At 63.1% G+C, this 25,490-nt stretch carries 18 protein-coding genes and 2 tRNA genes; 8 read left to right on the top strand and 12 right to left on the bottom strand.

Annotated elements, in window-relative coordinates:
• Positions 1-108 precede the first annotated feature (108 nt).
• The 3 genes from BMY67_RS09590 to BMY67_RS09580 all read right to left on the bottom strand — a co-directional run bounded on the left by BMY67_RS09590 (position 109) and on the right by BMY67_RS09580 (position 5,677).
• Positions 109-2,619: a TonB-dependent receptor gene (locus tag BMY67_RS09590; protein ID WP_092770847.1), complete on the bottom strand. Its 2,511-nt coding sequence runs from the start codon at positions 2,617-2,619 to the stop codon at positions 109-111.
• Positions 2,620-2,875: 256 nt separating this feature from the next.
• Positions 2,876-3,931 (bottom strand): LLM class flavin-dependent oxidoreductase, encoded by a 1,056-nt coding sequence (locus tag BMY67_RS09585; RefSeq protein ID WP_092770845.1) that lies wholly within the window; start codon positions 3,929-3,931, stop codon positions 2,876-2,878.
• Between the two features lie 159 nt (positions 3,932-4,090).
• A complete protein-coding gene (locus BMY67_RS09580) occupies positions 4,091-5,677 on the bottom strand; it encodes an MDR family MFS transporter (protein WP_245744977.1) in 1,587 nt (528 codons plus the stop codon).
• Between the two features lie 303 nt (positions 5,678-5,980).
• Between BMY67_RS09580 and BMY67_RS09575 the strand changes: the two genes are divergently transcribed.
• On the top strand, positions 5,981-6,754 hold the full coding sequence (locus BMY67_RS09575; RefSeq protein WP_092770843.1) for a sulfite exporter TauE/SafE family protein: 774 nt from the start codon (positions 5,981-5,983) through the stop codon (positions 6,752-6,754).
• A 96-nt stretch (positions 6,755-6,850) separates the two neighbouring features.
• Here BMY67_RS09575 and BMY67_RS09570 read toward each other — a convergent pair whose 3' ends face one another.
• Positions 6,851-7,315, bottom strand: a complete 465-nt coding sequence (locus tag BMY67_RS09570; RefSeq protein WP_143069763.1) for a hypothetical protein — start codon at positions 7,313-7,315, stop codon at positions 6,851-6,853.
• Positions 7,316-7,576: 261 nt separating this feature from the next.
• On the opposite strand from BMY67_RS09570, the gene BMY67_RS09565 reads away from it, so the two are divergent.
• Positions 7,577-8,611 carry an SDR family NAD(P)-dependent oxidoreductase gene (locus BMY67_RS09565; RefSeq protein WP_092770839.1) on the top strand — a complete coding sequence of 345 codons (1,035 nt, stop codon included), beginning with the start codon at positions 7,577-7,579 and terminating at the stop codon, positions 8,609-8,611.
• Positions 8,612-8,675: 64 nt separating this feature from the next.
• Complete coding sequence (locus tag BMY67_RS09560) at positions 8,676-9,458, top strand: DUF3223 domain-containing protein (RefSeq protein WP_092770837.1); 783 nt, start codon at positions 8,676-8,678, stop codon at positions 9,456-9,458.
• Positions 9,459-9,479: 21 nt separating this feature from the next.
• On the opposite strand, the gene mutM is transcribed toward BMY67_RS09560, so the two are convergent.
• The 6 genes from mutM to BMY67_RS09530 all read right to left on the bottom strand — a co-directional run bounded on the left by mutM (position 9,480) and on the right by BMY67_RS09530 (position 17,219).
• Positions 9,480-10,304 carry a DNA-formamidopyrimidine glycosylase gene (gene mutM / locus BMY67_RS09555; protein ID WP_092770835.1) on the bottom strand — a complete coding sequence of 275 codons (825 nt, stop codon included), beginning with the start codon at positions 10,302-10,304 and terminating at the stop codon, positions 9,480-9,482.
• Positions 10,305-10,557: 253 nt separating this feature from the next.
• On the bottom strand, positions 10,558-11,460 hold the full coding sequence (locus BMY67_RS09550; protein WP_092770833.1) for a PhzF family phenazine biosynthesis protein: 903 nt from the start codon (positions 11,458-11,460) through the stop codon (positions 10,558-10,560).
• A 200-nt stretch (positions 11,461-11,660) separates the two neighbouring features.
• A complete protein-coding gene (locus tag BMY67_RS09545) occupies positions 11,661-12,548 on the bottom strand; it encodes a M48 family metalloprotease (protein WP_092770831.1) in 888 nt (295 codons plus the stop codon).
• 351 nt (positions 12,549-12,899) lie between these two features.
• On the bottom strand, positions 12,900-14,567 hold the full coding sequence (locus tag BMY67_RS09540; protein ID WP_177189768.1) for an MFS transporter: 1,668 nt from the start codon (positions 14,565-14,567) through the stop codon (positions 12,900-12,902).
• A 235-nt stretch (positions 14,568-14,802) separates the two neighbouring features.
• The gene (locus tag BMY67_RS09535) at positions 14,803-16,977 is read right to left on the bottom strand and encodes a hypothetical protein (protein WP_143069762.1); all 2,175 of its coding nucleotides are present in this window, start codon (positions 16,975-16,977) and stop codon (positions 14,803-14,805) included.
• Positions 16,978-17,147: 170 nt separating this feature from the next.
• A tRNA-Glu gene (locus BMY67_RS09530) sits at positions 17,148-17,219 on the bottom strand.
• A gap of 267 nt (positions 17,220-17,486) precedes the next feature.
• On the opposite strand from BMY67_RS09530, the gene BMY67_RS09525 reads away from it, so the two are divergent.
• On the top strand, positions 17,487-19,271 hold the full coding sequence (locus BMY67_RS09525) for a glycoside hydrolase family 15 protein (protein ID WP_092770825.1): 1,785 nt from the start codon (positions 17,487-17,489) through the stop codon (positions 19,269-19,271).
• 137 nt (positions 19,272-19,408) lie between these two features.
• Here the strand turns inward: BMY67_RS09525 and BMY67_RS09520 are convergent, their stop codons facing one another.
• Positions 19,409-21,589, bottom strand: coding sequence for a bifunctional alpha,alpha-trehalose-phosphate synthase (UDP-forming)/trehalose-phosphatase (locus tag BMY67_RS09520; protein WP_092770823.1), 2,181 nt, complete (start codon positions 21,587-21,589; stop codon positions 19,409-19,411).
• Positions 21,590-21,723: 134 nt separating this feature from the next.
• Positions 21,724-21,795 (bottom strand) — tRNA-Glu (locus BMY67_RS09515).
• A gap of 288 nt (positions 21,796-22,083) precedes the next feature.
• Between BMY67_RS09515 and gap the strand changes: the two genes are divergently transcribed.
• The 4 genes from gap (at position 22,084) to BMY67_RS09495 (ending at position 25,232) form a co-directional block, all read left to right on the top strand.
• Positions 22,084-23,091, top strand: a complete 1,008-nt coding sequence (gene gap, locus BMY67_RS09510) for a type I glyceraldehyde-3-phosphate dehydrogenase (protein ID WP_092770821.1) — start codon at positions 22,084-22,086, stop codon at positions 23,089-23,091.
• Between the two features lie 203 nt (positions 23,092-23,294).
• Positions 23,295-24,164 (top strand): diacylglycerol/lipid kinase family protein, encoded by an 870-nt coding sequence (locus BMY67_RS09505; RefSeq protein WP_092770819.1) that lies wholly within the window; start codon positions 23,295-23,297, stop codon positions 24,162-24,164.
• A gap of 242 nt (positions 24,165-24,406) precedes the next feature.
• Entirely contained in the window at positions 24,407-24,739 is a 333-nt protein-coding gene (locus BMY67_RS09500; RefSeq protein WP_092770817.1) for a translation initiation factor, read from the top strand.
• A 76-nt stretch (positions 24,740-24,815) separates the two neighbouring features.
• Entirely contained in the window at positions 24,816-25,232 is a 417-nt protein-coding gene (locus BMY67_RS09495) for a DUF1622 domain-containing protein (RefSeq protein WP_092770815.1), read from the top strand.
• The last annotated feature ends 258 nt before the right edge of the window (positions 25,233-25,490 follow it).

The following is a 25,490-nucleotide window of genomic DNA, read 5'->3' as shown; positions in this document are numbered from 1 at the left end:
AAAGCAGTTGCGGCAACGGACCCGAAAACCCGAAAGGCCACCGGTTGCAGCCAGCGCCTTTCGGGTTTCGTAATCCGCACTCATTCACTCATTCACTCACTCGTTCGCCTACAGCCGGTAACCCAGCGTGGTCATGAACTGGCGGGGGGCGATGGGGTTCACGCTGTTGTCGTCGTGCACGTTGTAGCTGAGCTGGCCCAGCAGGTTCGAGAGCTTAACCTGTAGCGAGAGGCGGTCGAGGGTGTAGCCCACCGAGGCGTCGAGCTGGGCGTAGGAAGGCAGCTTAATCAGCCGGTACTGCTCGTTGATTACGTTGCCGCGGGCGCTGCGGCCGGCCTGCCGCTCGCCGATGTAAAGGGCAGTCAGGCCCCCGGTCAGGCCTTTCAACGGACCCTGCCCGAAGGTGTAGAAGGCGGTGGCGTTGGCCGTGTGGGCGGGGTTGTAGCGCAGCAGGCTGCCCACGGTGTAAATGTTGCTCTTGGTGTAGGTGGTGCGGTTGTAGCTGTAGCCGGCCAGCACCGTCCAGCCGTGCAGGGGCTTGCTTTGCACGTCCAGCTCCACGCCGCGGCTGGTTACCTCGCCGGCCAGCTCCTTGGCATTAGGGTAAGCTTTGTTGTAGTTGGCAGCGTCGCTCAGAATGGTCTGGGCCAGGTTGCCGTTCACGATTCGGTAGGCCGTTACGTTAGCCGACAGGCGGCCGTCGAGCAGCTCCTTCTTCACGCCCAGCTCGTACTGGTCGACCAGCGTGGGCGGCAACGGCCGGTTGGTATTGTCGGTGCCGCTGTTCAGGTTGAACGAGTTGGAGTAGGAAGCGAACAGGGCCATGGTTTTCAGCGGCTGGTACACCAGGCCCACGCGGGGCGAGAAGGCGTCGTCGTAGCTCTTGCTGAGGTTGCCGAGCTGCTTGGGCTGACCCTTCTCGTAGCTCAGCTGCTGGCTGCCGGTTTCCTGGTAGCTGTAACGCACGCCGGCCAGCAGCTTCAGGTGGTCGGTGATGCCAATCAGATCCTGCACGTACACGCCTACCCGGCGGATGGGCGAGAAGGTGCGGGTATTGCGGCTGAACTCGGGCTGGCTGGTGCGGGTATTGAAGCGGCCGGGCTCAAACACGTTGATGGAATCGTACTTCTCCACGCGGTTGTAGGCCACGTTCACCGTGTTGTACTTGTCGGCATCTACGCCTACCAGCAGCGTGTGGCGCAGAAAGCCGGTGCGGAACTGGCCCGTCAGATCCAGCTGGCCCATAAAGTAGTCCTCGCTGATGTCGGTGGCTTGCAGGCTGCGTACCAGGTTGCCGTAGAGGGCGGGGCTGCCGGTCAGGATTTTCTTGGGGTTGCCCTCCTTATCTACCCCGGCAAAAATATCCGCGGTGTCGCGGATGGTGGTGGGCCGGGCGGCCGAGCGCAGGTTGCTGCTGAAGCCCTGGTAGGCGGCCACGCCGCGCAGCTGCCAGTTCTCGCTGAGGCGGTGCGTGAGGGTGGCCGTGGCCGATTTCTGCTGGGTGGCAATGTTGGCCCAGTCGGTGTTCAGCGTGCGGCTCCGGGCCACGTCGGCAATGCGGTAGTTGATGGCGCCGAGGCCGAAATCGGGCGTGCGGTTATCGTTGAGGTAGTCGCCTTCGAGCAGGAAATCGGTTTTGGCGCCCACCTTGAACAGCAGCGAGGGGTTCACATAAAACCGCTCGCCCTTCACGCCGTTGCGGAAACTGCGGCTGTTTTCGTAGGTCGTATTCACCCGGAAAGCCACGTGCTCGCTGCCGTTCACGGCTCCGTACACATCGAGCATGGGCTTGTAGAAATCGTAGCTGCCGGCGCGCAGGGCCACCGAGCCGCCCGGCTCGAAGCGGGGCTTTTTGGTAACCAGGTTGAGCACGCCGCCAGCCGCCACGTTGCCGTAGAGGATGGCCGCGCTGCCCTTGAGCACCTCCAGCCGCTCCAGCGAGCTGGTTTCGGGCAGGATGCTGTTGTTGTAGCGCACTCCGTTCTTAAAGGTGTTGCTGTTGCCGTAAGCAAAGCCACGGCCCGAAATTTCTTGTTGGTAGCCGCCCGTATTGCCCGACACGTACACGCCGTTCACGTTGGCCAGCGCGTCGCTCAGGCGCACTACCTGCTGCTGCTCCAGCACCCGGCGCTCCACAGTAGCGGCGCTCTGGGGCAAATCGAGCGGGGCAATGGGCATCTTGCCCACGGCTACCGGCCGCTCGTTCAGGCTGCGGCTGCCCTCAATGGTTACTTCCTGCAAAGCCTGGCTGCTGGTGGCCAGCGTCAGGGTGGGCAGCTCGATGGTCTGGCCGGCTACCAGGCGTACGGCCAGCTCCTGCGACGTGTAGCCCAGGCTGCTAACGACGAGCTGGTAGTCGCCCTCCGGCGCCGTCAGCCGGAACCCGCCGCTGGCATCGGTGCTCGTGCCGTGGTAGGTGCCCTTCAGCGCCACCGACACGCCCTCCACCGGCCGGCCCTTGTCGTCGCGCACCAGTCCGCTCACCCGGCCCTTCTGCGCCGTATCATCGTCGGGGCCGTGGTGGGCCGACAGGGACGTAGTAGCAACGGGAGTCGCTTTGGCTGCCGGAACGAAAGCCGGCAGGCTGAGCAGGAGCAACAGGGGTAGAGGGCGGGGCATATAAAGCAGTTCGCTTGTTTGGACTGATTAAAAACAACGCAAAGCTCCGGTCTATTTAGATGAATTCAAAACAGATGTTTAGAAAAGATCCAGTTTGTGGCTTAGCTGCCTGATAGAAAGCGTTTTTAATTGCTTTTCCAGTGGCTATCAACCGCCCCTATCAACTTAGTTCTGGCGCTTGCCCCGCAGCTGGCCGGGCCCAAAAACAGAAAAGCCCGGCCAAGCCGGGCTTTCCCTCCAGAGTGCGACCAGCCGCTTACGCCGTGGCCAGCTCCGGTTTCAGTGAGGCCGCCGCAGCGGGCAGCGCGAAGGCGTCGGCGAGTAGCTCGTAGGAGCGGAGCCGGTCGTCGTAGTCGTGGGTGATGGTGACGGCCACCACTTCATTCACGCCGTAGCTGGCCGCCAGCGCCTCCAGTTCGGCCTTTACCTTGTCGGGCGTGCCGCTGATGATGCGCTGGTGGTGGTAGGCCAAACGGGCCTGGAGGTCGGGCGAAAGGGCGGCCACGTTCACCGTTTCGGCGGCCTCAATAGGGGTAAACTGACCTGTTTCCAGCTTGAGCATCTGCAACGCCAGATTGTCGGCCAGCAGCTGGGCGCGGCCGGCCGTATCGGCGCACACCACGAAGATGGCTACGTTGGCCTGGGGCGCGGCCAGCTCGGGCGAGGGCCGGAACCGCTCCCGGTACATCTCCACCATTTTGGGGCCGCCGTTGGGGTTGATGAAGTGGGCGAAGCTGAAGGCTGCGCCCACGTGGGCTGCAAACAGTCCGCTCTGGCCGCTGGAGCTGAGCAGCCACATTTCGGGCACCGTATCGGTAAAGGGCGCAGCCTTCACTTTGGCATGGATGGTATCGGCCACCACGTCGTCGCGCAGGTAGGCGCGCAGGTCCATGAGCTGCTCGGCAAAATCCTGATCGGAGAAGGTGTTATGGGGGTTGAGGGCGTGGGCCGTGATGCGGTCGGTGCCGGGGGCGCGCCCGATGCCCAGGTCGATGCGGCCGGGGTACAGGGTTTCGAGCAGGCGGAAGTTCTCGGCCACCTTCAGGGACGAGTAGTGGGGTAGCATCACGCCGCCCGAGCCGAGCCGGATGCGACTGGTTTCGGCCCCCAGCCGGCCCAGCAGCACTTCGGGCGCGGAGCCGGCCAGCGAGCGGGAGTTATGGTGCTCGCTCACCCAGAAACGGGTAAAGCCCAGCCGGTCAGTCAGCTTGGCCAGTTCCACGGTGTGCAGCAGGGCCTCGCGGGGCGTGCGCCCGGCCGGCACCGGCGACTGGTCGAGCACGCTGAGCTGGAGTTTATTAGCAGTAGTCATCTGGTCTAAATCAAGAGGTGAGCCCCGGTGGTAAAACCAGGGTGAAGCAGCTAGAACAGCAACGGGAGGGAAGTAGTTTGCTATGCTGGTATACAGTAACGCCTGTCATCCTGAGCCGGCTCAGGATGACAGATGGTTAGCTCTATTTGTTGGACTCTCTCATTCCACTGGCGGCGGCCCGGCTTCGTTGGTTTTGCGCAGCGGCAGCTCGGGCACGAACAGCGTCATCACGAAGCCGGCGGCCACCAGCAGCAGCGTCACCAGATACACCTGCGAAATGGCTTTCGAGAAGGCGGCTTTCAGCTCCGGGGAGGCGGGTGTGCCGGCCGGCACCACCACTGGGCCTTCGCCCACCGGGGCCGCCTGGGCCGCCGCCGCCGAGGGGGCCACGCCCCCGGCCGGACCAGCGGCCGGCAGCACGCTGCTCAGGCCCAGCGACAGGATGACGCCCAGCACCGAGGCGGCAATGGCCCCGCCAATCTGCCGGAAAAACTGACTCGCCGAGGTGGCCTGCCCGATGAACTGGGGCTCCACGGCGTTCTGGATGGCCAGCGTATAGAGCGGCATGCTGGGCCCCAGACCCACGCCGCAAATCAGCAGGTACACCAGCACCTGCCTGTACTCGACGGTGGGCGGCATGGTGGCCAGCAGCGCCAGCCCGCCCATGAGCACCACCAGGCCGGCCAGCATCCAGCGCTTGTAGTGGCCGTAGCGCGACACCATCTGCCCGGCCAGCAACGAGCCCGTCACCACGCCCATCGACAGCGGAATCAGGCTGACGCCGGCGCTGGTGGCGGTTTCGCCCAGCACGTTTACCATGAACAGGGGCTCGAAAATAATGAGGCCCAGAAAGGCCCCGCCCAGCAGGAACAGCGCCGCGTTGGCGGTCCGGAACACCGGGTTTTTGAACAGGCTGAAGGCCAGGATGGGGTTGGGGTGGCGCAGGCTGCGGCGCACGAACAGCAGCAGCATCAGGGCGGCGGTGGCCAGCAGGCCCAGCGTCAGGGGGGCGGTCCAGCCGTATTCGTTCTTGTTGAGCTGCAAGCCAATCACCAACGAGCCCAGGCCGATGATCAGCAGCAGCATGGAGAAGTAGTCGAGCGGCTTGGGTTGGGCCCGGGGGCGCAAGGGCGGCATTTGGGTAAGGATGAACCACAGGGCCAGGGCCCCCAGCGGCAGGTTCACGTAGAACACCAGCCGCCAGCCCGCCACGCCCGGAATCCAGCCGGTGCCGTTATCGGTCAGGAAGCCGCCCAGAAACGGCCCCAGCACTGACGAGGTGCCGAATACCGCCCCCACAAAGCCCTGGTAACGCCCGCGCTCGGCCGGCGGAAACAGGTCGGCAATAACAATGAAGGCCATAGCAAACAGCCCCGCCCCGCCCAGACCCTGAATGGCCCGGAAAATGATAAGCTGGGTCATCCCGTCGCCGAGCAGCGGCAGCGTCCCGAACTCGCCGGCCAGTCCGCACAGCGCCGAACCCAGCAAAAACACGCTCACGGCCACGATTTCGATGGTGCGTCGCGAGTAGGTATCGGCCAGCTTGCCATAAATAGGCACCAGCGCCGTGCTGGCCACCAGGTACGAGGTGGCGACCCAGGTAAACCGGTCGAGGCCGTGCAAGTCTTCTACAATGCGCGGCAGGGCCGTGCTGACGATGGTTTGGTCGAGGGCGCCCAGAAACATGGCCAGCAGCACGGCGCCAAACGTGAGCATTTTCTGCCGTTGGGTAAGTTGTTCGGTCATAAGCCCACCTGTACGGGCTTATCAGTTGCCAGTTGTCAGGGGTGAGTTGCCAGTGTTCAGTTGCCAGTTGCCAGTTGTCAGGGGTGAGTTGAAAGAACGGTCATTCTGAGCGCAGCGGAGCGGAGTCGAAGAATCTCGCGTGCCATGCTAACCCTGTCGTCAGGATTACTGTGGCAACGTCAGCACGCGAGATTCTTCGACTGCGGCTGCGCTGCGCTCAGAATGACCGTTCTTTCAATTGGCAACTCACCCCTGGCAACTGGCAACTGAACACTGGCAACTCATAAGTACCTTCGCGGCCCTATGCTGACTGCCACGACGCTTGCCCTGCTGTGTTTGTTTGCCTTTTTGGCGGGTTTGATTGATGCCGTGGTGGGCGGGGGCGGGCTGATTCAGCTGCCGGCGCTGCTGGTGCTGCTGCCGGGCGTGCCCGTGCCCACGCTGTTGGGCACGGGCAAGGTATCGTCGCTCTTGGGCACGGTGGCGGCCTTGCGGCGCTACGCGGGGCAGGTGCCGTTGCGGTGGCGGGCGGTGGGTACGGCGGCGGCCGTGGCAGGCGTATTCTCGTTTCTGGGGGCGCGGGTTGTGAGCCGGCTGCCCCAGGAGCTGCTGCCGCCGCTGGTGCTGGGTTTGCTGGTGCTTATTGCGGCCTACACCTTCTGGCGCAAGGATTTCGGCAGCATCCACGCGCCCCGGCTGCCCGCCAGCCGCGAGCCGTACTACGGGGCCGCGCTGGGCCTGGTGCTGGGCTTCTACGACGGGTTTTTCGGCCCCGGCATGGGTTCGTTTCTGCTCTTCGCTTTTGTGGGATTATTCGGCTACGATTTCGTCACGGCCTCCGCCTCGGCCAAGCTCGTCAACGCCGTCACCAACCTAACGGCCCTCATTTATTTCGCCGCCTCAGGCCAGATTCTGTGGGCCGCCGCCCTGCCCATGGCCGCCAGCAACATCGTGGGCTCGACGCTGGGCGCCCACCTGGCCCTGCGCCACGGTACCGGCTTCGTGCGGGTGCTGTTCCTGCTGATGGTCAGCGCGTTCATTCTGAAACTGAGCTGGCAGGTGTTCTTTGGCGGTTAGCAGTTGAAACCGTTTGTCATTCTTCGACTTCGCCTCCGGCTTCGCTCAGAATGACTGTTCTTTTATCCGCTAACTACTAATACGCTAACCCACAACCTACTCCTGCCCCGGCAGGCCGGGTGCGGGGTTGCCCTGGATGCCCTGGGAGCTGGGGACGCCCATCTTCTCTTCGCGCTTGCGCTGGTACTTGTCGAACTGGCCGGGGCTGAGCACTTCTTTAAGTTGCGCCAGCCGCGCCTGACCGATATCCTCGATAACGCCGCCCATCTTGCGGATATCCTGGCGGTAGGTTTGGCGGGCAGTTTCCACGCCGCGCACGCTAATAAGGTTAATCTGGCCCACCTTGGCCATCTGCTGCGGGTTGAGGCCCAGGGCCTTTTGCATGTTGGCCGTGAGGGCGGTGGCGCGCTCGGCAATCTTGGCTTCATCGAGCTTGGGAGCGGGCGCCGGGGCCGCCGGGGCGGGCTTGGCCGACGCCGGTTTGGGGCGGGCGGCCGACTGGGCCAGCAGGGTGGGAGTGGCCGTTAGGGTGAGCAGGGCGATGAGCAGGGGCGCTTTCATAGGCGTAAAAATCAAATCGAAGAAGTCGGACAGAAAAAGCAAAGCCGGCAATGTACCACCGGGTTGCGGCCCGCCACCGGGGTCGGGCCAGGCGGGGGCAGTAAAGATGGTGCCAGTTTTGGTGAGCCCCCGCCTGCAACGCGCGGCGGCGCCGTTATATTCCCGGCGGCGGTCAAAAATACCGGTCCGGACGGCCGGCGCGTAACCTTTCGGTTCCGAATCCTTACAGGTACATAGTCTCCTTTCCAATCAGGCGCTTCTATGAAATCCGATACCCGTAACTCGCTACTCGCGGCCGCCGTGGGGGCCGCCGGCCTGCTGGCCGCCACGCTCTACGCCAACCGCCGCGGCAACTTCGAGCTGGCCGGCCGCACCGTGCTCATTACCGGCGGCTCGCGCGGCCTGGGCCTCATTCTGGCCCGGCAGGCCGTAGCCGAAGGCGCCCGCGTGGCCATCTGCGCCCGCGACGCCGACGAGTTGGAAAATGCCCGCCGCGAGCTGGCCGCCAGCGGCTCCGAGCCGGTGCGCGCCTTCGTCTGCGACCTCACCCAGCCCGACGAAGTGCGCCAGCTGGTGGCCGATGTCGAGCAGCAGCTGGGGCCCATTGAGGTGCTGGTGAACAACGCCGGCATCATCACGGCCGGCCCGCTCGACAACATGGACGTGCGCGAGTTCGAGGAATCGATGGACACCCACTTCTGGGCCCCGCTGCACGCCATGCAGGCGGTGCTGCCTAGTATGCGCGACCGGGGCGAAGGGCGCATTATCAACATTGCCTCGGTGGGCGGCAAAGTGGCCGTGCCGCACCTGGCGCCCTACTGCGCCAGCAAATTCGCGCTGGTCGGCCTCTCCGAAAGTTTCCGGGCCGAGCTGCTCCAGTACGGCGTGCGCGTAACCACCGTGTGCCCCGGCCTGCTGCGCACCGGCAGCGCCCGCCACGCCGTGGTGAAGGGCCAGCACCGCAAGGAATACGCCTGGTTTACGGTGGCCGATTCGCTGCCCGCTCTTTCCATGGACGCCGACAACGCCGCCCGCCGCATCTGGAACGCCTGTCGCCGCGGCGACGCCGAAATCATCCTTAGCCTGCCCGCCAAGCTGCTCTCGGGCCTGCACGGCCTGCTGCCCGGCACCACCGCCGACCTGCTCGCCTGGGTCAACCAGGCCCTGCCCGCCCCCGAAAGCAACCGCGGCGACGCCCGCCGCTTCGGCTACGAAAGCGAATCGCCCATCACCCGCTCCTGGCTTACTACTTTGAACCGCCGGGCCGAGAAGAAGAACAACGAGGAGTTTGAGTAGAGGGGCAGGACTTGAGAATGGATAAGTTATTGTATATTAAATTGCTCTTATGGTAGTCTAAATTATGAAAAAACAGATTCAGATAGGTGAGCGAATTTTCTCCTCACAAAAGGAAGCACTTGCATATTACAAGATGATGCTTAACTCTTATGAGTTTGGTCAATCTCTAAATGATAGTGACTTCAACGATTTGTTGGCATTATTGAACTATGACTATCAGATGAGTTTTAAGGAGGAATTGCAGGTAGAATCTATTGCAGGTGATGTTGTTGAGAATGAAGAGAAGCGAGAATCTTTATTTGTAGAGAATATTAAAGTTTCTAAGGTGCAATTTAGAACAAAGTGCTTCGAAATATTCCTAAGCGATAAGTCTAGTTATTATACATCATATATAATGTTGGTTAATAGAAAGGGCTACAGCCCAGATTCTATCTTCGCTACTGCCTGTAGAAATTGTATCCAAAGCGACTTGGTAGCTGTCAAGCAACAGTATTTTAAGGATAACTTTGTGAATGGGAGTGTTAAATGCCAGGAAACAGGAGTTCCTTCTACGTGGGAAGAACTTGCTGTTGACCATAGGCAGCCTAATACACTTTCTGTTATCATAGACCGTTTCAAAGAAGTTAACAACATTAATTTAGAGGCTATAGAATATCAGACAACTAAAAGCAATCTAATTATATTTAAAGATTTAGAGCTAATGCAAAAATTTGTGTTATACCATCGTGGTAAAGCTACTTTACGTGTAGTCCGTAAAGAGCGTAATTCGGCCCGCTCAGCTATGGGCCGCGTTAAGAGAAATTCGAAAGACTTGCCGATTGGTCCGTCGCAACTTTCTCTTTTTTAACTCAATGCTCAGCGGTGAGGATTACAACTCTGGCTCCGGCTGGCACTTGGGGCAGTAGTAAGTAGCCCGGCCGCCCACGTATTTCTTTTCGATGCGGGTGCGCGGGTGGCGGGGGCAGCACTCGTGGGCATCGGTGCCGGGCGTGGCCGACTCGTCCCACTCGCGGGCGTGGATGAGGAAACTGGCCGGGAAGTTCCGGTAGTTGGCCTCGGCGGCAATGGCCGTCGTGAGCACCAGCTGAATGGCCCCGTGCAGGTGCCTGACCTCGGCGGCCGTAACACTACTGGCTATCCGCTCGGGGTGAATTTTGGCCTGAAACAGCACTTCATCGACAATCCAGTTGCCGAGGCCGGCCGTCAGACGCTGGTCGAGCAGCAGGGGCTTGAGCAACGTTTTACGCTTCGCCAGCTTTTCGGTCAACTCGGCTACGGTCAGCTCCAGCGCATCGGGGCCCAGCTTCTTGGCCTGCTGGTAGGCGGCCACGCTTTCGGCCAGCCGGATGCGGCCAAATTTACGGGGGTCGATGAAGGCGGCGCGCAGGCCCGACTCCAGGTGCAGGGCCACGCGGGTGAAGCGGGGCGCGTCGGGCGCGTCGCGGTAGGCACCCACGTCGCCACTCATGCCGAAGTGCAGCACCAGCACCCGGCCGTCGTCGAGTTGCAGAAAGCAGTTTTTGCCTAGCCGGCTGGTGCCCGTAATGGTGCGGCCCACCAGGGCCGGCCGTAGCACGTCTTCGGGCATGCCCAGCACGTGGGCGTCGAGCACTTCGAAAGCAGTTATTGTCTGGCCCACTACCAGCTCGTCCAGGAAACGGCGGTAGGTTTCAACCTCGGGTAATTCGGGCATCTGTTGCGTTAAAAAGCGGGGAAGTTTGGGAGTTAGAAAGTGTACTCTAACCACTTGCTTACGCTTGAACAGGAAACCGGGCCAATTGTGTGGCCTTTCCTTCTGAGCCGAAGACATCAAGTATTAGTTGTAGAGACGCAAGATTTTGCGTCTCGTCGTTGTTGAGGTTGGATAGCGATACACCAACATCGTTCAACGACAAGACGCACAATCTTGCGTCTTTACAACCGGCCAGAGCCCTTAACTTCCCAACTCACAGCCGCAACTCGCCCTGCACAACTACCACGCCCTGGCCGCTGATATGGACGGCTTCGATGGCTTCGGGCGGGCCCTGCACCGCCACCTGCACCGTGCCGGGGCGGCCCATCCAGTGGCCTTGCTCGGCTATGAATTCGGGGTTGGCAAGCAGGCCGTAGTGCCAGAGGTAGGCGGCCATGCCGCCGGTGGCTGAGCCGGTTACGGGGTCCTCGGGCAAGTCGGGGGGCGTGCAAAAGTGGCGGGCGAAGGTGGTGCCGGCGGGCGTGGCGCCTTCGAGGCAAAACAGGTGGGAGCTGAAAAAGCCGTGGGCCCGGCGGTAGGCCTCCAGCGCCGCCGGGTCGGGCAGGTGGGCCCGGCGCAGGGCGGCCGCGTCGCGCAGCAGCACCATCAGCTGGGGCGTGCCGGAGCTTACGGTCTGCACTACGGAACCGGGCCGCAGGTCGGCGGGCGTGAGGCCGAACAGGGGCAGCACCTCGGCCGGCTCGTGCAGCGGCCCGAACTCGGGGCGGCGCTGGGTCATGCGGATGAGGTGGGGCTGGCCGGCCTCGGCGGGCGAAACGCGGATGGCGATGGGGCCGTGCAGCAGCTCCAGCCGCAAATCGTGGGGCTGGCTGCCGGTGGGGCGGGGCAGGCGGCCGGTGTGCAGCAGGGCCGTGAGGGTGGCAATAGTCGGGTGGCCAGCCAGCGGAATTTCCTCGCCCGGCGTGAAGTAGCGCACCCCGAACTCGGCCACCGCCGAGTGGCGCACAAACGCCGTTTCCGACTGGTTGAACTCGCGCGCCAGCCGCTGCATCTGCTCGTCGGTCAGGTCGTCGGCATCGAGCACCACGGCACAGGGGTTGCCCCCCAGGGCCCTATCGGTAAAAGCATCAACCAGCAAAAACGGGTGAACCGGCATCAAATAGAGCGTTGAGTGAGCCCCAAAGATAAACGGCCGGCTTCCCAAGCGGAAAACCGGCCGTTTATCTTTGGGTAGAAAATGTGGCACGGACTTCAGTCCGTAGCCCGCTGAAGTGAACTGTTTAACGGTCGGGCTACGGACTGAAGTCCGTGCCACATTCTTCAGCGGCCCCCGTAGCGTTCATTCACTACTCACTTCTAAACAGGGTCCGTCAGGACTGCTACCTGGCGGCCGTTGGGGTCGTAGATTTCGCCCATCCGGCTGATGTAGAGGCGGCGCTGCTGGCCATCGATGAGCACGTAGGGGTAGGAGAGGCTTTCGGAGCGGGCGAGGCGGCCCACTACTTCGGCCGACTGACCGTCGCGGTCGAGGCGCACCACGCTCAGGCGGCTGGTTACGTAGAAATCGACCTCGGGCTTAGCGCGGAACGTGATTTTACCCACCACGCTTGTTGGTGCAACGGTGCGGGCCGCCACCTGCCGCACGGGCGCTGGCTGGCTGGCCATGAGGGCGGGCTCGGCCGAAGGGGCCGCCGTGCGGGTGCTGGCCGTAATCTGCTGGCTGGCGCGCTGCCAGCCCTGGCCAATGGCCGTCAGGCGGGTCTGGCGGCCGGGGTGAGTGGGAGAGGCCTGCTCATCCGACACCACGGCCATGCCGGCCTGGGCCTGCGCGAGGCTGGCGCCCATTTTGCGCAGCACGAAGCCCGAAAACTCGTCGGCTTCCAGCTCGTCGGTGGGGTTCGAGCCGCCGGCGCGCAGGGTGTGGCCGTTGAGGTGGTGGCCCATTTCGTGGGCCAGAATGCTGATGCCGGCCCAGTCGGTGCGGCCCGCCCGGTTCACGGCGGCCACGAACTGGGGGTTGTAGAGCAGGTAGCGCTGCCCACCGTACACCACGGCGGCCGCGTTCTGCACCTCGCTGGTAGCCCGCAGCTGGAAGCGGGGCTTGAGGCCCACTACGTCGGTGATTTCGCGCAGTACGTCGCGCTGGCCACTGTTGGTACTCTGGGCCGAAACGGTGCCGGCCAGCAGCAGGCCCCCGGCCAAAAGGCCGGCAACCCGGCGGAAAAAGCGGAGATGGATAGTCATGGATAAGTAGCGTGAAGTGCGTCAGGAAGCAGGCAACTACCTTGCCGAAGCAGCACGGGTGAGGTAGCCTGGTAACGCTGCCGAGTCCGAATTTATTCCGCCCAAAGCCAGAAATGCCAGCCGGGCCGCCGGCCGGATAACGCCCGTTCCGCCCCGAATCGTATGCTGGCGTTTGGGGGAGCAGAAGAGGGCAAACCGCCCCTGTCATGCTGACGAAGGAAGCATCTCGCGTGCTGACGCTGGCCGACATAGGGTTAGTGTGGCAACGTCAGCACGCGAGATGCTTCCTTTGTCAGCATGACAGTTCCTTGCCTCCTCTCACCCCCTCACCTCATACCCCCCATCACCTCATCACGTCGCCTCGCCGGCGGTGCTGGCTACCAGGCGGGTGCTGCCGGGCGGCATGGGCGGGTGGCCGGCGGCCGGATGGTAGTGCTGGGCCAGCAGGTGCGTAACGTGCGGCATGCCGGGCCCCTCGTGCAGCTGGCGCAGACTCACCTTCAGCTCGGCCTCCTCGCGGCCTACCCCACGTTTGTGCTGGCGTAAATACTCCTCCCACGACTCCGAAAGAAAGTATTCCATCAGCCGGTTGGGGTCGGCCAAATCGGCGTACAGGCCCCAGCCGATGGCGCCCTCGCGGCGGCGGATGCGGCCCAGTTGCTCCATGTAGTAGGTGAAGGCTTCGCGGTTTTCGGGGGCTACGCGGTAGGTAGTGGTGGTGATAACCGGGCCCTCGGCGGGGGCGGGCTGCTCGGCCAGTACGGGCTCGGGGCGCTGGCGGGTGGGGGTGTGGTCGAGAGATTCGGGAGTGGTCAGGAGCGAGTAGCGGCGGGCCAGCAGCAAACTCAGCAGCAGCCAGCCGGCCGCCCCGGCCAGAGCCAGCGGCAGGCCCGCCCGCTCGGCCACCGCGCCCCACACCACGCTGCCCAGCGCCATGCCGCCCTGAATGGTGAGCAGGTACAGGCTGATGGTGCGCGCCTGCACCCAGCGCGGCACCACCGTCTGCACGCCCACACTAAACGAGTTGAGCACCAGCATCCAGGCCATGCCCACCAGCACCAGCAGCCCGTACAGCAGCCAGGGCGCATCCACGTAACCGAGCCCCAGCAGGCCAACGGCAAACCCGGTGGTGGCCAGCGCCACCCGGTTATCAATGCTCAGTCGGCGGTTAAGGCGCGGCAGCAGCACGGCCGCCAGCACGGCGCCCAGCCCCATGCAGGTGAGTAGCAGCGAGTAGAACGAGGTAGGCCGCAGCAGGCGTTGGGCCACCACAGCCGGCATCAGGGCAAACAAGGCGCTGCCCCCAAACGTGAAAGCGGCCCCACGCAGCAAAATCCGCTGGACCGGGGGCGCGAAACGGGCGTAGCGCACCCCGCCCCGAATGGCCATTACAACGCGCTCAGTGGCCAGCGTGCTGGTGGGCTGGGGCTCGCGCTGCCAGCGGTACACCATATAAATGGTGCCCAAAAACGACACGCCATTGAGCAAAAATGCCGCTCCGGCCGAGAAGTAGCCGATAACCAGCCCGCCCAGCGCCGGCCCCAGCGCCCGGGCCAGGTTGAAGCTGACGCTGTTGAGGGCAATGGCCTGGGGCAACTCGGCCGGCGGCACCACCTCGGGCGTCACCGACTGCCACACCGGGTTGTTGAGTGCCCCGCCCAGCCCCAGCAGAAACGTGAGGCCCAGCAGCAGCCACGGCGACGAAAAGCCCCCGAAGGCCATGCCCGCCAGCAGCAGGGCCACGGCGGCCATCCAGGTTTGGGTGAGGATGAGCAGCTTGCGCCGGTCGAGCAAATCGGCCAGGGCGCCGGCGGGCAAACTCAGCAGAAACACGGGCAGCGCCGAGGCCGTCTGGAGCAGGGCTACCAGCACGGGCGAGGCCGTCAGCTCGGTCATCAGCCCCACGGCCCCCACGTTCTGCATCCAGGTGCCCACGTTCGAGACGAACGAAGCAATCCACAGCATCCGAAAAATCGGAATCTTCAGCGGGGTGAATGGCGACGAGGAAGCGGGAGCCAAGCGGTAAGCTGGTGAGGTAGTGAAAGAGTGCGTTTGCGTTCGGGTGCCGCCGGCCGGCCGGTAGTCTGCGCAGCCGGCCCGGCTGCACCCAAACCTCATCAACATACGATGGCCAGCCGCTTTCGAACAAGCTGCCCGCCCATCTTTTTACGAAACAGCCGGTCATCACAGCGGCTTTTGCCCCTGCCATAACCGGCCCCTTTGCGCCCGCTGAAGGCTATTTCACCACTTCGCCTTACAGCCGCACCCCAATTCCCGGCCCGAACAGGAAAAAGAAGTTGCCGTTGTTCATCAGGTAGCCGCCGCCCAGGTACAGCGGGAAGGTAAGTTTGGCGTCGGAGCGGGTGGGGTAAACCGAGCCCAGAATTACGAGGCCCAGGTCTCGGTTCTGGTTTTCGTTGTTCAGGTTGAAAGCATTGAGGGCTACGAACCCCGCGCCCACCTTATAAGGCCGCAGCTTGTTGATTTTGTTGGGATTATAAAAACTGAGCTGAGCCAGCGTGGCCAGACTGATACCGCTGAAAGCGCCGTAGTTGTTCTTGCTCACGGTGCCCGAAAGCTGCTTGGTGAGCAAGCCGGCCGGGAAGCTGATGTCGATATCGAACTTCACGCGGCGTTGCAGCACCAGTTCCAGCCGCTGGGTGAAGCCGGGCTCCTGGTACTGGGCCTGGGTGTGCTTCACGGTGATGATAATCTTGCTCCAGTCGTCGAGGTCGTAGCTTTTGCGGGCCGAAAGCAGGTTATTGAGGCTGATGTTGCCCACCTGGCACTGCTTGTCCTGGTAGAAGGGCGCGCGCACCGATTTGCCGTCGGGGCAGATGACTACATTGTCGATGGTGCGCATCTCAATCAGGTCGCCCTTGGCGTTCTGGGTCCGTATTTCGAAGGTCAGGTACTGCTTGCCGTACAGCTCCTCGGGCGAGTCGATGGCGCCGGTGTTGAAGCTGAACACCACGTCGCGGATGGTGCGGTCGTAGAGGATGGGGCCGTTGAGGCGGGTGATGGGCCGCACGGCCTCGCCAAACGTCACGCCCACGAAATCGAGCGGGTGGGGCTTCTGGAACTCGCGCACGGCCAGCGCGAAGCCGGTGCTCTGGCCGGCGTTGTCAATGGCAATGCGCTTTTTATCGATGCCGATGGGCACCTGTACCCGGTACACCACGGCCGCATCGGAGCGCACGCTCGAATCGGAGGGCACCACGCGCACGTCTTCGAAATGGAAGCGGCCGCGCAGCAGGGCCACGCCTTCGAGCCGCACGTCCACGGTTTCGCCGGGGTTCACGGCGTTGCTGCTGGTCCAGTCGCCGCCGCGGTGGCGCACGCTGATGCCGGTAAGGGCCGTAGGCGGCGAGATGTTGAAGTTGGTGATGTACTTGGCCTGGTCGTTTTCCTTGATGTAGAGGTAGCTGTCGGCCTGGCGGTGGGTATTGTACACGCGCAGCCAGCACAGCACCCGGTCGTTGGTCAGGTACTGGCGCGTAAACAGCTCGGCCACCAGTGCCCCGCCGGCTTCCTCCTGCTCCTCGATGCGGTAGGTGCGCTTGAGGTTGAAGGTGCGGCCGTTGTCGAGAATCAGCTCCACCCCCTTGCGGCGCGACTCCTCATCGAGCGTTATTTCCTTTTTATCGACGCTCAGAAACCGCAGCCGCGAGGCCTTCACGGTGAACTCCTGGCGCAACGGGGGCAGGGCGTAGGTTACACGGCGGTTGCGGTCGGTGAGGAAGGGCTGCTCGGTTTGGGGTTGCAGCGTGAGCATCCGGCTGCCGGGCGCGTTGGGCAGCACGTGCAGGCGCAGGGTGCCCTTTTCGCGGTCGAGGCGGTAGTCGATGTCCTGGCCGCGGGTCCATTCGGGGCTCAGGCGGATGTTTTTGGGGTTGTTGCTGCTCAGCTCGAACACCTTTTCCTCGCCCACAAACAGCTCGGTATCGGCGGGCCGCAGCTCCAGCGTGGTGCGCGTAACGGGCAGCAGCTTCACCACCTGGGTGCGGGGCGCAAACCCGCCCGCCACGGCCGCCTGCTGAAACGTGAGACTCAGAAAGCGAGCGTCGGCGAGGTTGCGGAAGCGCAGCTTGGCCCGGTAGTACTGCCCGCCGTCCATGGGCGTAAGCGAGTCGAGCAGCGTGAAATCGGCGGAGCGTTGCAGGTGCAGCGGGCCGGCGGCGGGGTCGAGGGGCGCCACCCGCAGCTCGGCCGCCTCATCGCCGGGGCGGTAGCTGAAGTAGAGGTGGGGCTCGTCCTGCACCTGCGCCGTGTGGCGGCTCAGGTAAAACGTGGTGGTGTCGAGGCGCAAACTCAGCTCGCGCAGCAGCGGGGCGGTGGCGGCAGGGGGCTGCTGGGCACGGGCGCTCAGGGCCAGGCTCAGCAGCAACAGCAGGGCGGGCAGCAGTCGTCCCGCCCGGAATCCGGACAAATAAAACACGGCAACATCTAAAAAGCGGCTCCCGACCCACCGGCAGCCCCCGCAAAGGTAGGCGTCCGCGGCAAGGGGTTGCACCACGGCGGCCGTTTTTGCCGCAAATTCCGGCCGGATAGCCCGGAAAAGCAAAAAGGCTTCCCGCGCAGTGCGGAAAGCCTTTTGTGTAGTCCGTAGGGGAATCGAACCCCTGTTGGTAGAATGAAAATCTACTGTCCTAACCCCTAGACGAACGGACCGGTTAGAAAACGAAAGTATTTTTCCGTTTTGGTGGTGCAAAGATACAGACCAAATAATGCGGGGCAAGAGCCAGCCGTAAAAAAACCGGCAAAAGCCGATAAGTGATACAGAATCAGTTGGATTATTTTGCCCGAACCGGCCCTGGCAGGGGCCGCTGGGCCGGGCCGGCGGTAACTCGCACCGGCCCGAAGCGGTACACGTAGGGGGGCTGGCCACCCGGCCGGCGGGGCAACGCCCCTTCACCCCAACCTTTTTTGCCCCGACTTATGATGAAACACACCTATGATATGGGCCTGATTGGCAACTGCGCCTTTCTGGGCCTGATTGGCACCGACACGGCCGTGCGCTGGCTCTGCTGGCCCCGCTTCGACAGCAGCTTCGTGTTCGGCTCACTGCTCGACGAGCAAAAGGGCGGCGAGTTCAGCATCCGGCCCGTAACCGAGGGCGGCTTCGAGAGCCGGCAGTACTACGCGGCCAACACCAACGTGCTGGTCACCGAAATCAGCACCGCCGAGGGCCGCTACCGCGTCACCGACTTTGCGCCGCGCTTTTCGCAGTACGAGCGTTACTACAAGCCGCTCATGTTTATCCGGAAAGTAGAGCCGCTGGAGGGCATGCCCCGGGTGCGGGTGGCCTGCCGGCCGGTGGCCGAGTACGGCGAGCAGCAGCTCAGCCGCCGCCGCAGCTCCAACCACATTGCGTTTCTGGGCATGGAAGAGGAAATCCGCCTCACCACCAATCTGCCCCTGACCTACGTGCTCGACGAGGAAGCTTTCGGCCTCAACGAAACCAAATATCTGGTGCTCACCTACGGCGCGCCGCTCGAAGCGCCGCTGGAAAGCACCTGTGAGCGGTTTCTGCAAAGTACGCTCGGCTACTGGCGGCAGTGGGTGAAGAGCACCAGCATCAGCAACTTCCACCAGCCGGCCGTTATCCGCTCGGCGCTGGCCCTCAAAATGCACCAGTACGAAGACACCGGAGCCATTATTGCGGCCAGCACCACCAGCCTGCCCGAGGCGCCCGGCAGCACCCGCAACTGGGACTACCGCTACTGCTGGATGCGCGACACGTTCTACACGCTCACGGCCTTCAACAACATCGGCCACTTCGAGGAGCTGGAGCGTTATTTCCACTACATCGCCAACATTTCGAGCAGCATTACCGGCCGCTACCAGCCGCTGTACGGCATCAGCGGGGCCTCGCAGCTCACCGAGCAGGAGCTGCCGCTGGCCGGCTACCTGGGCAACCAGCCCGTGCGCATCGGCAACGATGCCTACACCCACATCCAGAACGACGTGTACGGGCAGGTGCTGGTGGCGCTGCTGCCGCTCTACGTGGATGCGCGCTTCGTGAACCCCGAGCAGCGCAACCCCGAAAAGCTGGTGTACGAGGCCCTGCGGCAGATTGAAGCCACCATGGATCAGCCCGACGCCGGCCTCTGGGAGTTCCGCAACCTGGCCCAGCGCCACTGCTACACCTACCTGTTCCACTGGGCCGGCAGCCACGCCGCCTGCCACGTAGCCCGCGCCCTGGGCGACGCCGATATGGAGGCGCTGGCTTCCCGCCTCATGCAGGCCGCCGCCGACCGCATCGAACAGTGCTACAGCCAGGAGCAGCAGGCTTACACCAACGCCATCGGCTCGCCCCACCTCGATGCCAGCACCATCCAGCTGATTATGATGGGCTACCTCGACCCGGCCTCCGAGCGCGCCGCCCGCCACCTCGAAGCCCTGGAGCGGGCCCTGAAAACCCCCGAAGGCCTGTTCTACCGCTACCGCCACCCCGACGATTTCGGCACGCCCGAAACCACCTTCCTTATCTGCTCCTTCTGGTACGTGGAGGCGCTGGCCTGCGTGGGCCGGGTGCAGGAGGCCATTACCGAGTTCGAGCACCTGCTGGGCTACACCAACCACCTGGGCCTGCTTTCGGAAGACGTGGATGCTAAAACCGGCTCGCAGTGGGGCAATTTCCCCCAGGCCTACAGCCACGTGGGCCTCGTCAACGCTGCCTTCCGCATTGCCAAAAAGCTCGACAGCCCGAGTTTTTTGTAGGCACTTGGGCGAGTGAATGAACCGTCTGTGATCCTGACGAAGGAAGGACCTTATCACGCTGGAACGAGTCGTTGTTACGGCCGCTCTTATGTGGTAAGGTCCTTCCTTCGTCAGGATGACAGATAAGTTCAGTTATGCTACATCAGCATTTCCCGCAGCAGCTGGCGCACGTCGGTGGGGGAGTCGACGTGGTAGCGGGCCAGGGAGCGGGGGGCAGGGCCTACTTTGATGGTGTAGGCCTCGGGCGGCATCACGCGGAACGTGTCCTCGTCGGTGCGGTCGTCGCCGATGGCCAGCACGAAATCGGCGGGGTAGGTGGCCATCCAGCGGGCAGCGGCCGTGCCTTTGTTGATGCCGGCCGTCTTGATTTCAATCACCTTGTTGCCTTCCATCACCTGCAAATCGGCGTTGGCCGTGATGAAGGTGAGGTGGTTCATCAGCTCGCGGGCCCGCATGTCGCCCAGCTCGGCATCGGCCCGGCGGAAGTGCCAGACCAGCGAAAAATCCTTTTCCTCGATAAACGAGCCGGCCGTGCGCGCCACGTACAGGTCGAGGATGGTGCGGATTTCGTCTTTCCAGTCGTTGTTGAGGGCCTGAAACAGCTGCCACTCCTCGCCCGCCGGCCGCAGCCACACGCCATGCTCGCAGATAAAATCGACCGGCAGATGCCCCAGCCAGTCCTCCAGCGTGGCCCGGTCGCGGCCGCTGATGATGACCACGCGGTTCTGTGGCACTTCGGTGAGGGCGCGCAGCAGCAGGCGCAGCTCCTGGTCGGGCCCGGCCTGCTGGGGGTCGTTGTGGAAGTGGCTGAGCGTGCCGTCGTAGTCGAGCAGCAGCAGGCGGCGAGGGGCAGCGTGGTAATCGCGCAGCAGTTGGGCCGTAAGGTCGGGCGTAAGCATATCGGTGTGGAGAGAGAGTTGTTGCTGTTTGGCGAAGGCCAGCCGGTCCATAAACAGGTCGGTCCAGGCAAACACGTCGTACTGCTGCACCAGGCTGCGCATGGCCCGCATGCGGCGCGCCTGCTCGGCCTGGGGCATCACCAGGGCCTCGTGCAGGGCGGCGGTCAGCTGGTCTATATCGGTGGGGTTGATGATGAGGGCATCAGACAGCTCGCGGGCGGCACCGGCCCGCTCGCTCAGGATCAGTACGCCGTTTTCGTCGGTTTTGCTGGCCACGAATTCCTTGGCTACCAGGTTCATGCCGTCGCGCATGGGCGTTACGAGGCCCACTTCGGCCAGGCGGTAGAGCGAGGCCAGCTCGTCGGGCGGAAACGAGCGGTAGAAGTAGTGGATGGGCGTCCAGCTCATGGTGCGGTAAGCCGCGTTGATGCGGCCCACCAGCTCGTCGATTTCCTCCTTAAGGGCCGCGTACTGGGCCACCTGGTCGCGCGAGGGCACCACCACCATAATCAGGCTCACCTGCCCACGCCACTCGGGGTGGCGCAGCAGCAGCTGCTCGAAGGCCCGCAGCCGCTCGGCAATACCCTTCGAGTAGTCGAGCCGGTCGATGGACAGCACCACCCGGATGTCGCCCAGCGCCTGGCGGTAGCTGGCCTCGTGCTGCCGGGCCGCCTCCGACACGGCCGCCTGTGCGTACCGTTCGTAGTCGATGCCCATCGGAAAGGTATCGACCAGCACCGTGCGCGGCCCGGCTTCGAGGCGGCCGTTGTGGGCCGCAAAGCCCAGCAGGTGCGACACCGAGCTTAAAAAATGGCGCATAAACCCGAACGTGTGGAAGCCAATCAGGTCGGCACCGAGCATGCCGGCCACCAGTTCGCGGGCCCAGGGCAGCACCCGCACCAGCTCGTACGACGGAAACGGGATGTGCAGAAAGAAGCCGATGGTGGCCCGGGGCCGGGCCGCCCGCAGCATGGCCGGCAGCAGCAGTAGCTGGTAGTCGTGCACCCAGATGGTGTCGTCGGGGCCGGCCAGGGCCAGCACGGCCTGGCAGAATTTCTCGTTCACGGCTACGTAGGCGGCCCAATGGGCGGGCTCGTAGGTGGCGTACTGCGGGAAGTAGTGGAAAGTGGGCCAGAGCGTGGAGTTGCTGAAGCCCTCATAATAGTCGCTGATTTCGTCCTCGGTCAGAAACACGGGCTCCATGCTGTCGTGGCGCAGCTGCTCGCGCACGTAATCCTCTTCGGCAGCGTCGGCCACAAACAGGCCCGGCCAGCCCACCCACACGTTGCCTTCCTGCCGGTAAATCGAGCCCAGACCCGTCGCCAGCCCGCCCTCACTGGCCTGAAACGACAACTCGTCGTCGGCGGTGCGGAGAACTTTGGTGGGCAGGCGGTTGGAAACGATAATGGTGCGGGACATACGGGACAAGAAAGTGAACGACTGCTTAGGCTTACGGCAAAAATCCGCATCGGGCCGGGCCGGAAAGCGAAAAACCCCGCTCCGAATAGTTCGGAACGGGGTTTTCGGTGAGAGCCAAAGCGCGGGGCCGGGAGTAGTCCGTAGGGGAATCGAACCCCTGTTGGTAGAATGAAAATCTACTGTCCTAACCCCTAGACGAACGGACCATATAAAGGCGACCCGGTTGCGTTTTGGTGCTGCAAAGATAGGTAGCCGCCCGGGTCGGGCAAGCGACGGGCCGGAAAAAAGCGGCTCAATGACTTAAATAGGTTGATTTTCAACCTGAAAAATTTTGTGGGCGGGTGCCTGCCGGGCCGCATGGCCGGAGCCCGGAGCCCGGCAACCCCAGCGCAATTGCCCCCCGATTTGGGTATCCGCGCCCAGCCCATTACCTTCGTTGCGCGTTTTCACCCCGACCTTCGCGGTCGACAAACTTCCCACTTCCCCCTACTACTATGGCTAAAATTAAAGTTGCCATCAACGGCTTCGGGCGCATCGGCCGCCTCACGTTCAAGGCGCTGCTCCAGCGCGACAACGTGGAAGTCGTGGCAATCAACGACCTGACCGACAACAAAACCCTGGCCCACCTGCTCAAGTACGACTCCGTACACGGCCGTTTCCCGGGTACGGTTGAGTTCGACAACGACAGCCTGACCGTAAATGGCCAGCACATTGCCGCTCTGTCGGAGCGCGACCCCAAGCTGCTGCCCTGGGGCAAGATGGGGGTTGATGTGGTGCTCGAATCGACGGGCCGCTTCGTTGATGAAGCCGGTGCCGGCCAGCACATCACGGCTGGTGCCAAGAAGGTCGTTATTTCGGCTCCCGCCAAGGGCAACATCCCCACGGTAGTGCTCGGCGTGAACGAGGACATCCTGACGGGCGACGAAACCATTATTTCGAACGCCAGCTGCACCACCAACTGCCTGGCTCCGATGGCCAAGGTGCTCAACGACACGTTCGGCATCGAGAAGGGCTTCATCACCACGGTACACGCCTACACCTCCGACCAGAGCCTGCAGGATTCGCCCCACTCGGACCTGCGCCGCGCCCGCGCCGCCGCCCTGAGCATCATCCCGACCAGCACCGGTGCTGCCAAGGCCGTGGGCCTGGTGCTGCCCGAACTGAAGGGTAAGCTCGACGGCATCGCCATGCGCGTGCCCGTTCCGGATGGCTCGACCACCGACCTGACCGTGCTGTTGAAGCGCGAGGCCACGGCCGAGGAAATCAACGCCGCCATCAAGAAGGCCGCCGAAGGCGACATGAAGGGCATCCTGGAGTACAGCACCGACCCGTTGGTAAGCGCCGACATTGTGGGCAACCCCCACAGCTGCATCTTCGACTCGGAGCTGACTTCGGCCAACGGTACGCTGGTGAAAGTAGTAGGCTGGTACGACAACGAAGCCGGCTATAGCGCCCGCACCGCCGACCTCATCAAGAAGCTGGGCGACAAGATGAACGGCTAATTTCCGGGAAGCCAGGCGTTAGAAGCCACTAGCTGGAATAACAGAACGTCATCCTGACGAAGGAAGGACCTTACCACCAGCGCACAGCTACTGTGTGCTGTCGTGAGAAGCGTCTCAATTCGTTCGGGATGACGTTCTTTGTTGCGTACTTATCCCATTATGCCCGATTCTAACTCCTGGCTTCTAACTCCTGGCTCCTCAAAATGCGTCTCTGCTTCATCCTCAATCCGACCTCGGGCACCAACCGGAGCCAGAACGTGGCGGCGCTGCTAACCGAGCACGCCACGGCGGCCGGGGCCGAGTTCGGGATAAAGCCCACCGAGTACGCCGGCCACGCCGAGCTACTGGCCCGCGAGGCCGCCGCGGCCGGCTGCCGGGTGGTGGTGGCGGTGGGCGGCGACGGAACCGTGAATGAGGTAGCGCGGGGCCTGCTGGGCACTGGCGCGGCGCTGGGCATTGTGCCCCGCGGCTCGGGCAACGGCCTGGCCCGCCACCTGCACGTGCCGCTGGATTTGCCCGGAGCCGTGCGCCGGGTTTGCCAGCCCGGTTTCCAGCGCATCGACGCGGGCCGCATCAATGGGCACTGGTTTTTCTGCACGGCCGGGCTGGGGTTTGATGCGCACGTGAGCCGCCTGTTTGCCCAGGCTGGCACCCGCGGGCTGGCTACCTACGTGAAAGTCGCCCTGCGCGAGTACCGCCACTACCGCCCCACGGCCGTGCAGTTGCAGCTGGAAAACGAAGCCATCCGCGACACCAGCTGCTACGTGCTGGCCTTCGCCAACGCCGCCCAGTACGGCAATAACGCCTACATCGCGCCCCACGCCAACATCCAGGACGGCCTGCTGGATTTATGCCTGATTGACCGGCTGCCGTTCTGGCGGGCCATCCGGGTAGGAGTGGGGCTGGGGCTGGGCACGCTGCCTACCTCGGGCGGGGCTCAGTTTCACCGCGGCCGCCGCATCCGGGTGCAGGCCGCCGCTCCCCTGGGCTTCCACGTCGATGGCGACTACGTGGCCGACGCCACCGATTTCGAAGTGCTGCTGGAGCCGCTGGCGCTGGAAGTGGCGGTGTAGCGGTGGCGGTGAGTAGGGAGAAAAACGGTTACAAGTAACGGTCATGCTGAGCGCAGCCGAAGCATCTCTGCCGCTTCATTACATTCAACAGAATTAGCATGGCAGTAGAGATACTTCGACTCCGCTCCGCTGCGCTCAGTATGACTGTCGTATTTTCCCTAATCCCTAATCCCTAATCCCTAATCCCTAATCCCTAATCCCTAATCCCTAATCCCTAATCCCTAATCCCTAACTTCTTACCCATGAAAATCAACCGCCAGGGGGTGGTGTACTCCACAAATCCCGATTTCAGCTACAACGAACCCGCCAACGAAACCGCCGCCACGCTGCCGCCCCAGCAGCAGCAGTTGCGCGTGCAACTCGATAAGAAAGCCCGCGGCGGCAAGCAGGTAACGCTCATAACCGGCTTCGTGGGTCAGGAAACCGATTTGCAGGAGCTGGGCAAGCTGCTCAAAAGCCGTTGTGGCGTGGGCGGCAGCGCCAAGGAGGGCGAAATCCTCATCCAGGGCGACTTCCGCGACAAAGTGCTGGCCTTGTTGCTGGAGAAGGGCTACAAGGCAAAGAAGAGCGGGTAGTAGGGCGGCGCCCGCTGGTTTGACCTTGGTGCTATGGCCGCCGTACAACTACTTTTCTGCACTTTGCCCGTCACCGATGCCTGATACCATACTTCCGAACGTCTCCCATGCCTACACTCAGGTGGAGGAGGCCGTGGTGCATGCGGTGCTGTGGCTGAAGCTGGGGGCCGAGGCCGTGGGGGCGAGCATTATTGTGCTGGGTATTCTGCTGGGCGGCTACCTGTTCGCCAAGGCCCTGCTGGCCCGCCGCACGGCCGATTTCAACGCCATCCGCCTCACGCTGGCCCGCTACCTGGCGCTGGCCCTCGAATTCCAGCTCGGCGCCGATATCCTGTCCACCACCATCGCGCCCAGCTGGGAGCAGATTGGCAAGCTCGGCGCCATTGCCGTCATCCGCACGGCCCTCAACTACTTCCTTTCCCGCGAAATGAAGGAAGAACACCGCGCCGCCGCCGAGCACCATGTGCAGCGCAAAGCCCATCAGCAGGAATAGGGGAGCTGATGGGGTAAAAAGGTTGTCATTCTGAGCGAAGCCGGAGCCGCAGTCGAAGAATCTCGCGTGCCATAGTAAACCCTATTATCAGGAATTACTGTGGCACGCGAGCTTCTTCGTCCCTGCTCTAAGCGCAGCATGCCCAGAATGACGACCTCCTCACCCCGTTCCTAAACCCCTCAAATAGTCAACAGGGCGCGAGGACCGGGCAACGCACTGGTAGCCGGGGCGGCGGCCGGGCCCGAACTTGCGGTGGCA

This window comes from Hymenobacter actinosclerus (assembly GCF_900111515.1).
In the GTDB taxonomy this organism is placed as follows: domain Bacteria; phylum Bacteroidota; class Bacteroidia; order Cytophagales; family Hymenobacteraceae; genus Hymenobacter; species Hymenobacter actinosclerus.
The sequence above is the reverse complement of the archived record's forward strand: the minus strand, read 5'-3'. Positions and strand labels throughout refer to the sequence as shown.

Coding starts and splice junctions, on each gene's coding strand:
- BMY67_RS09560 (WP_092770837.1), top strand. CDS start 8,676: ATGAAAAAACAGATTCAGATAGGTGAGCGAATTTTCTCCTCACAAAAG.
- BMY67_RS09545 (WP_092770831.1), bottom strand. CDS start 12,548: ATGACTATCCATCTCCGCTTTTTCCGCCGGGTTGCCGGCCTTTTGGCC.
- gap (WP_092770821.1), top strand. CDS start 22,084: ATGGCTAAAATTAAAGTTGCCATCAACGGCTTCGGGCGCATCGGCCGC.
- BMY67_RS09565 (WP_092770839.1), top strand. CDS start 7,577: ATGAAATCCGATACCCGTAACTCGCTACTCGCGGCCGCCGTGGGGGCC.
- BMY67_RS09500 (WP_092770817.1), top strand. CDS start 24,407: ATGAAAATCAACCGCCAGGGGGTGGTGTACTCCACAAATCCCGATTTC.
- BMY67_RS09520 (WP_092770823.1), bottom strand. CDS start 21,589: ATGTCCCGCACCATTATCGTTTCCAACCGCCTGCCCACCAAAGTTCTC.
- BMY67_RS09575 (WP_092770843.1), top strand. CDS start 5,981: ATGCTGACTGCCACGACGCTTGCCCTGCTGTGTTTGTTTGCCTTTTTG.
- BMY67_RS09590 (WP_092770847.1), bottom strand. CDS start 2,619: ATGCCCCGCCCTCTACCCCTGTTGCTCCTGCTCAGCCTGCCGGCTTTC.
- BMY67_RS09585 (WP_092770845.1), bottom strand. CDS start 3,931: ATGACTACTGCTAATAAACTCCAGCTCAGCGTGCTCGACCAGTCGCCG.
- BMY67_RS09580 (WP_245744977.1), bottom strand. CDS start 5,677: ATGACCGAACAACTTACCCAACGGCAGAAAATGCTCACGTTTGGCGCC.
- BMY67_RS09550 (WP_092770833.1), bottom strand. CDS start 11,460: ATGCCGGTTCACCCGTTTTTGCTGGTTGATGCTTTTACCGATAGGGCC.
- BMY67_RS09495 (WP_092770815.1), top strand. CDS start 24,816: ATGCCTGATACCATACTTCCGAACGTCTCCCATGCCTACACTCAGGTG.
- mutM (WP_092770835.1), bottom strand. CDS start 10,304: ATGCCCGAATTACCCGAGGTTGAAACCTACCGCCGTTTCCTGGACGAG.
- BMY67_RS09525 (WP_092770825.1), top strand. CDS start 17,487: ATGATGAAACACACCTATGATATGGGCCTGATTGGCAACTGCGCCTTT.
- BMY67_RS09505 (WP_092770819.1), top strand. CDS start 23,295: ATGCGTCTCTGCTTCATCCTCAATCCGACCTCGGGCACCAACCGGAGC.
- BMY67_RS09570 (WP_143069763.1), bottom strand. CDS start 7,315: ATGAAAGCGCCCCTGCTCATCGCCCTGCTCACCCTAACGGCCACTCCC.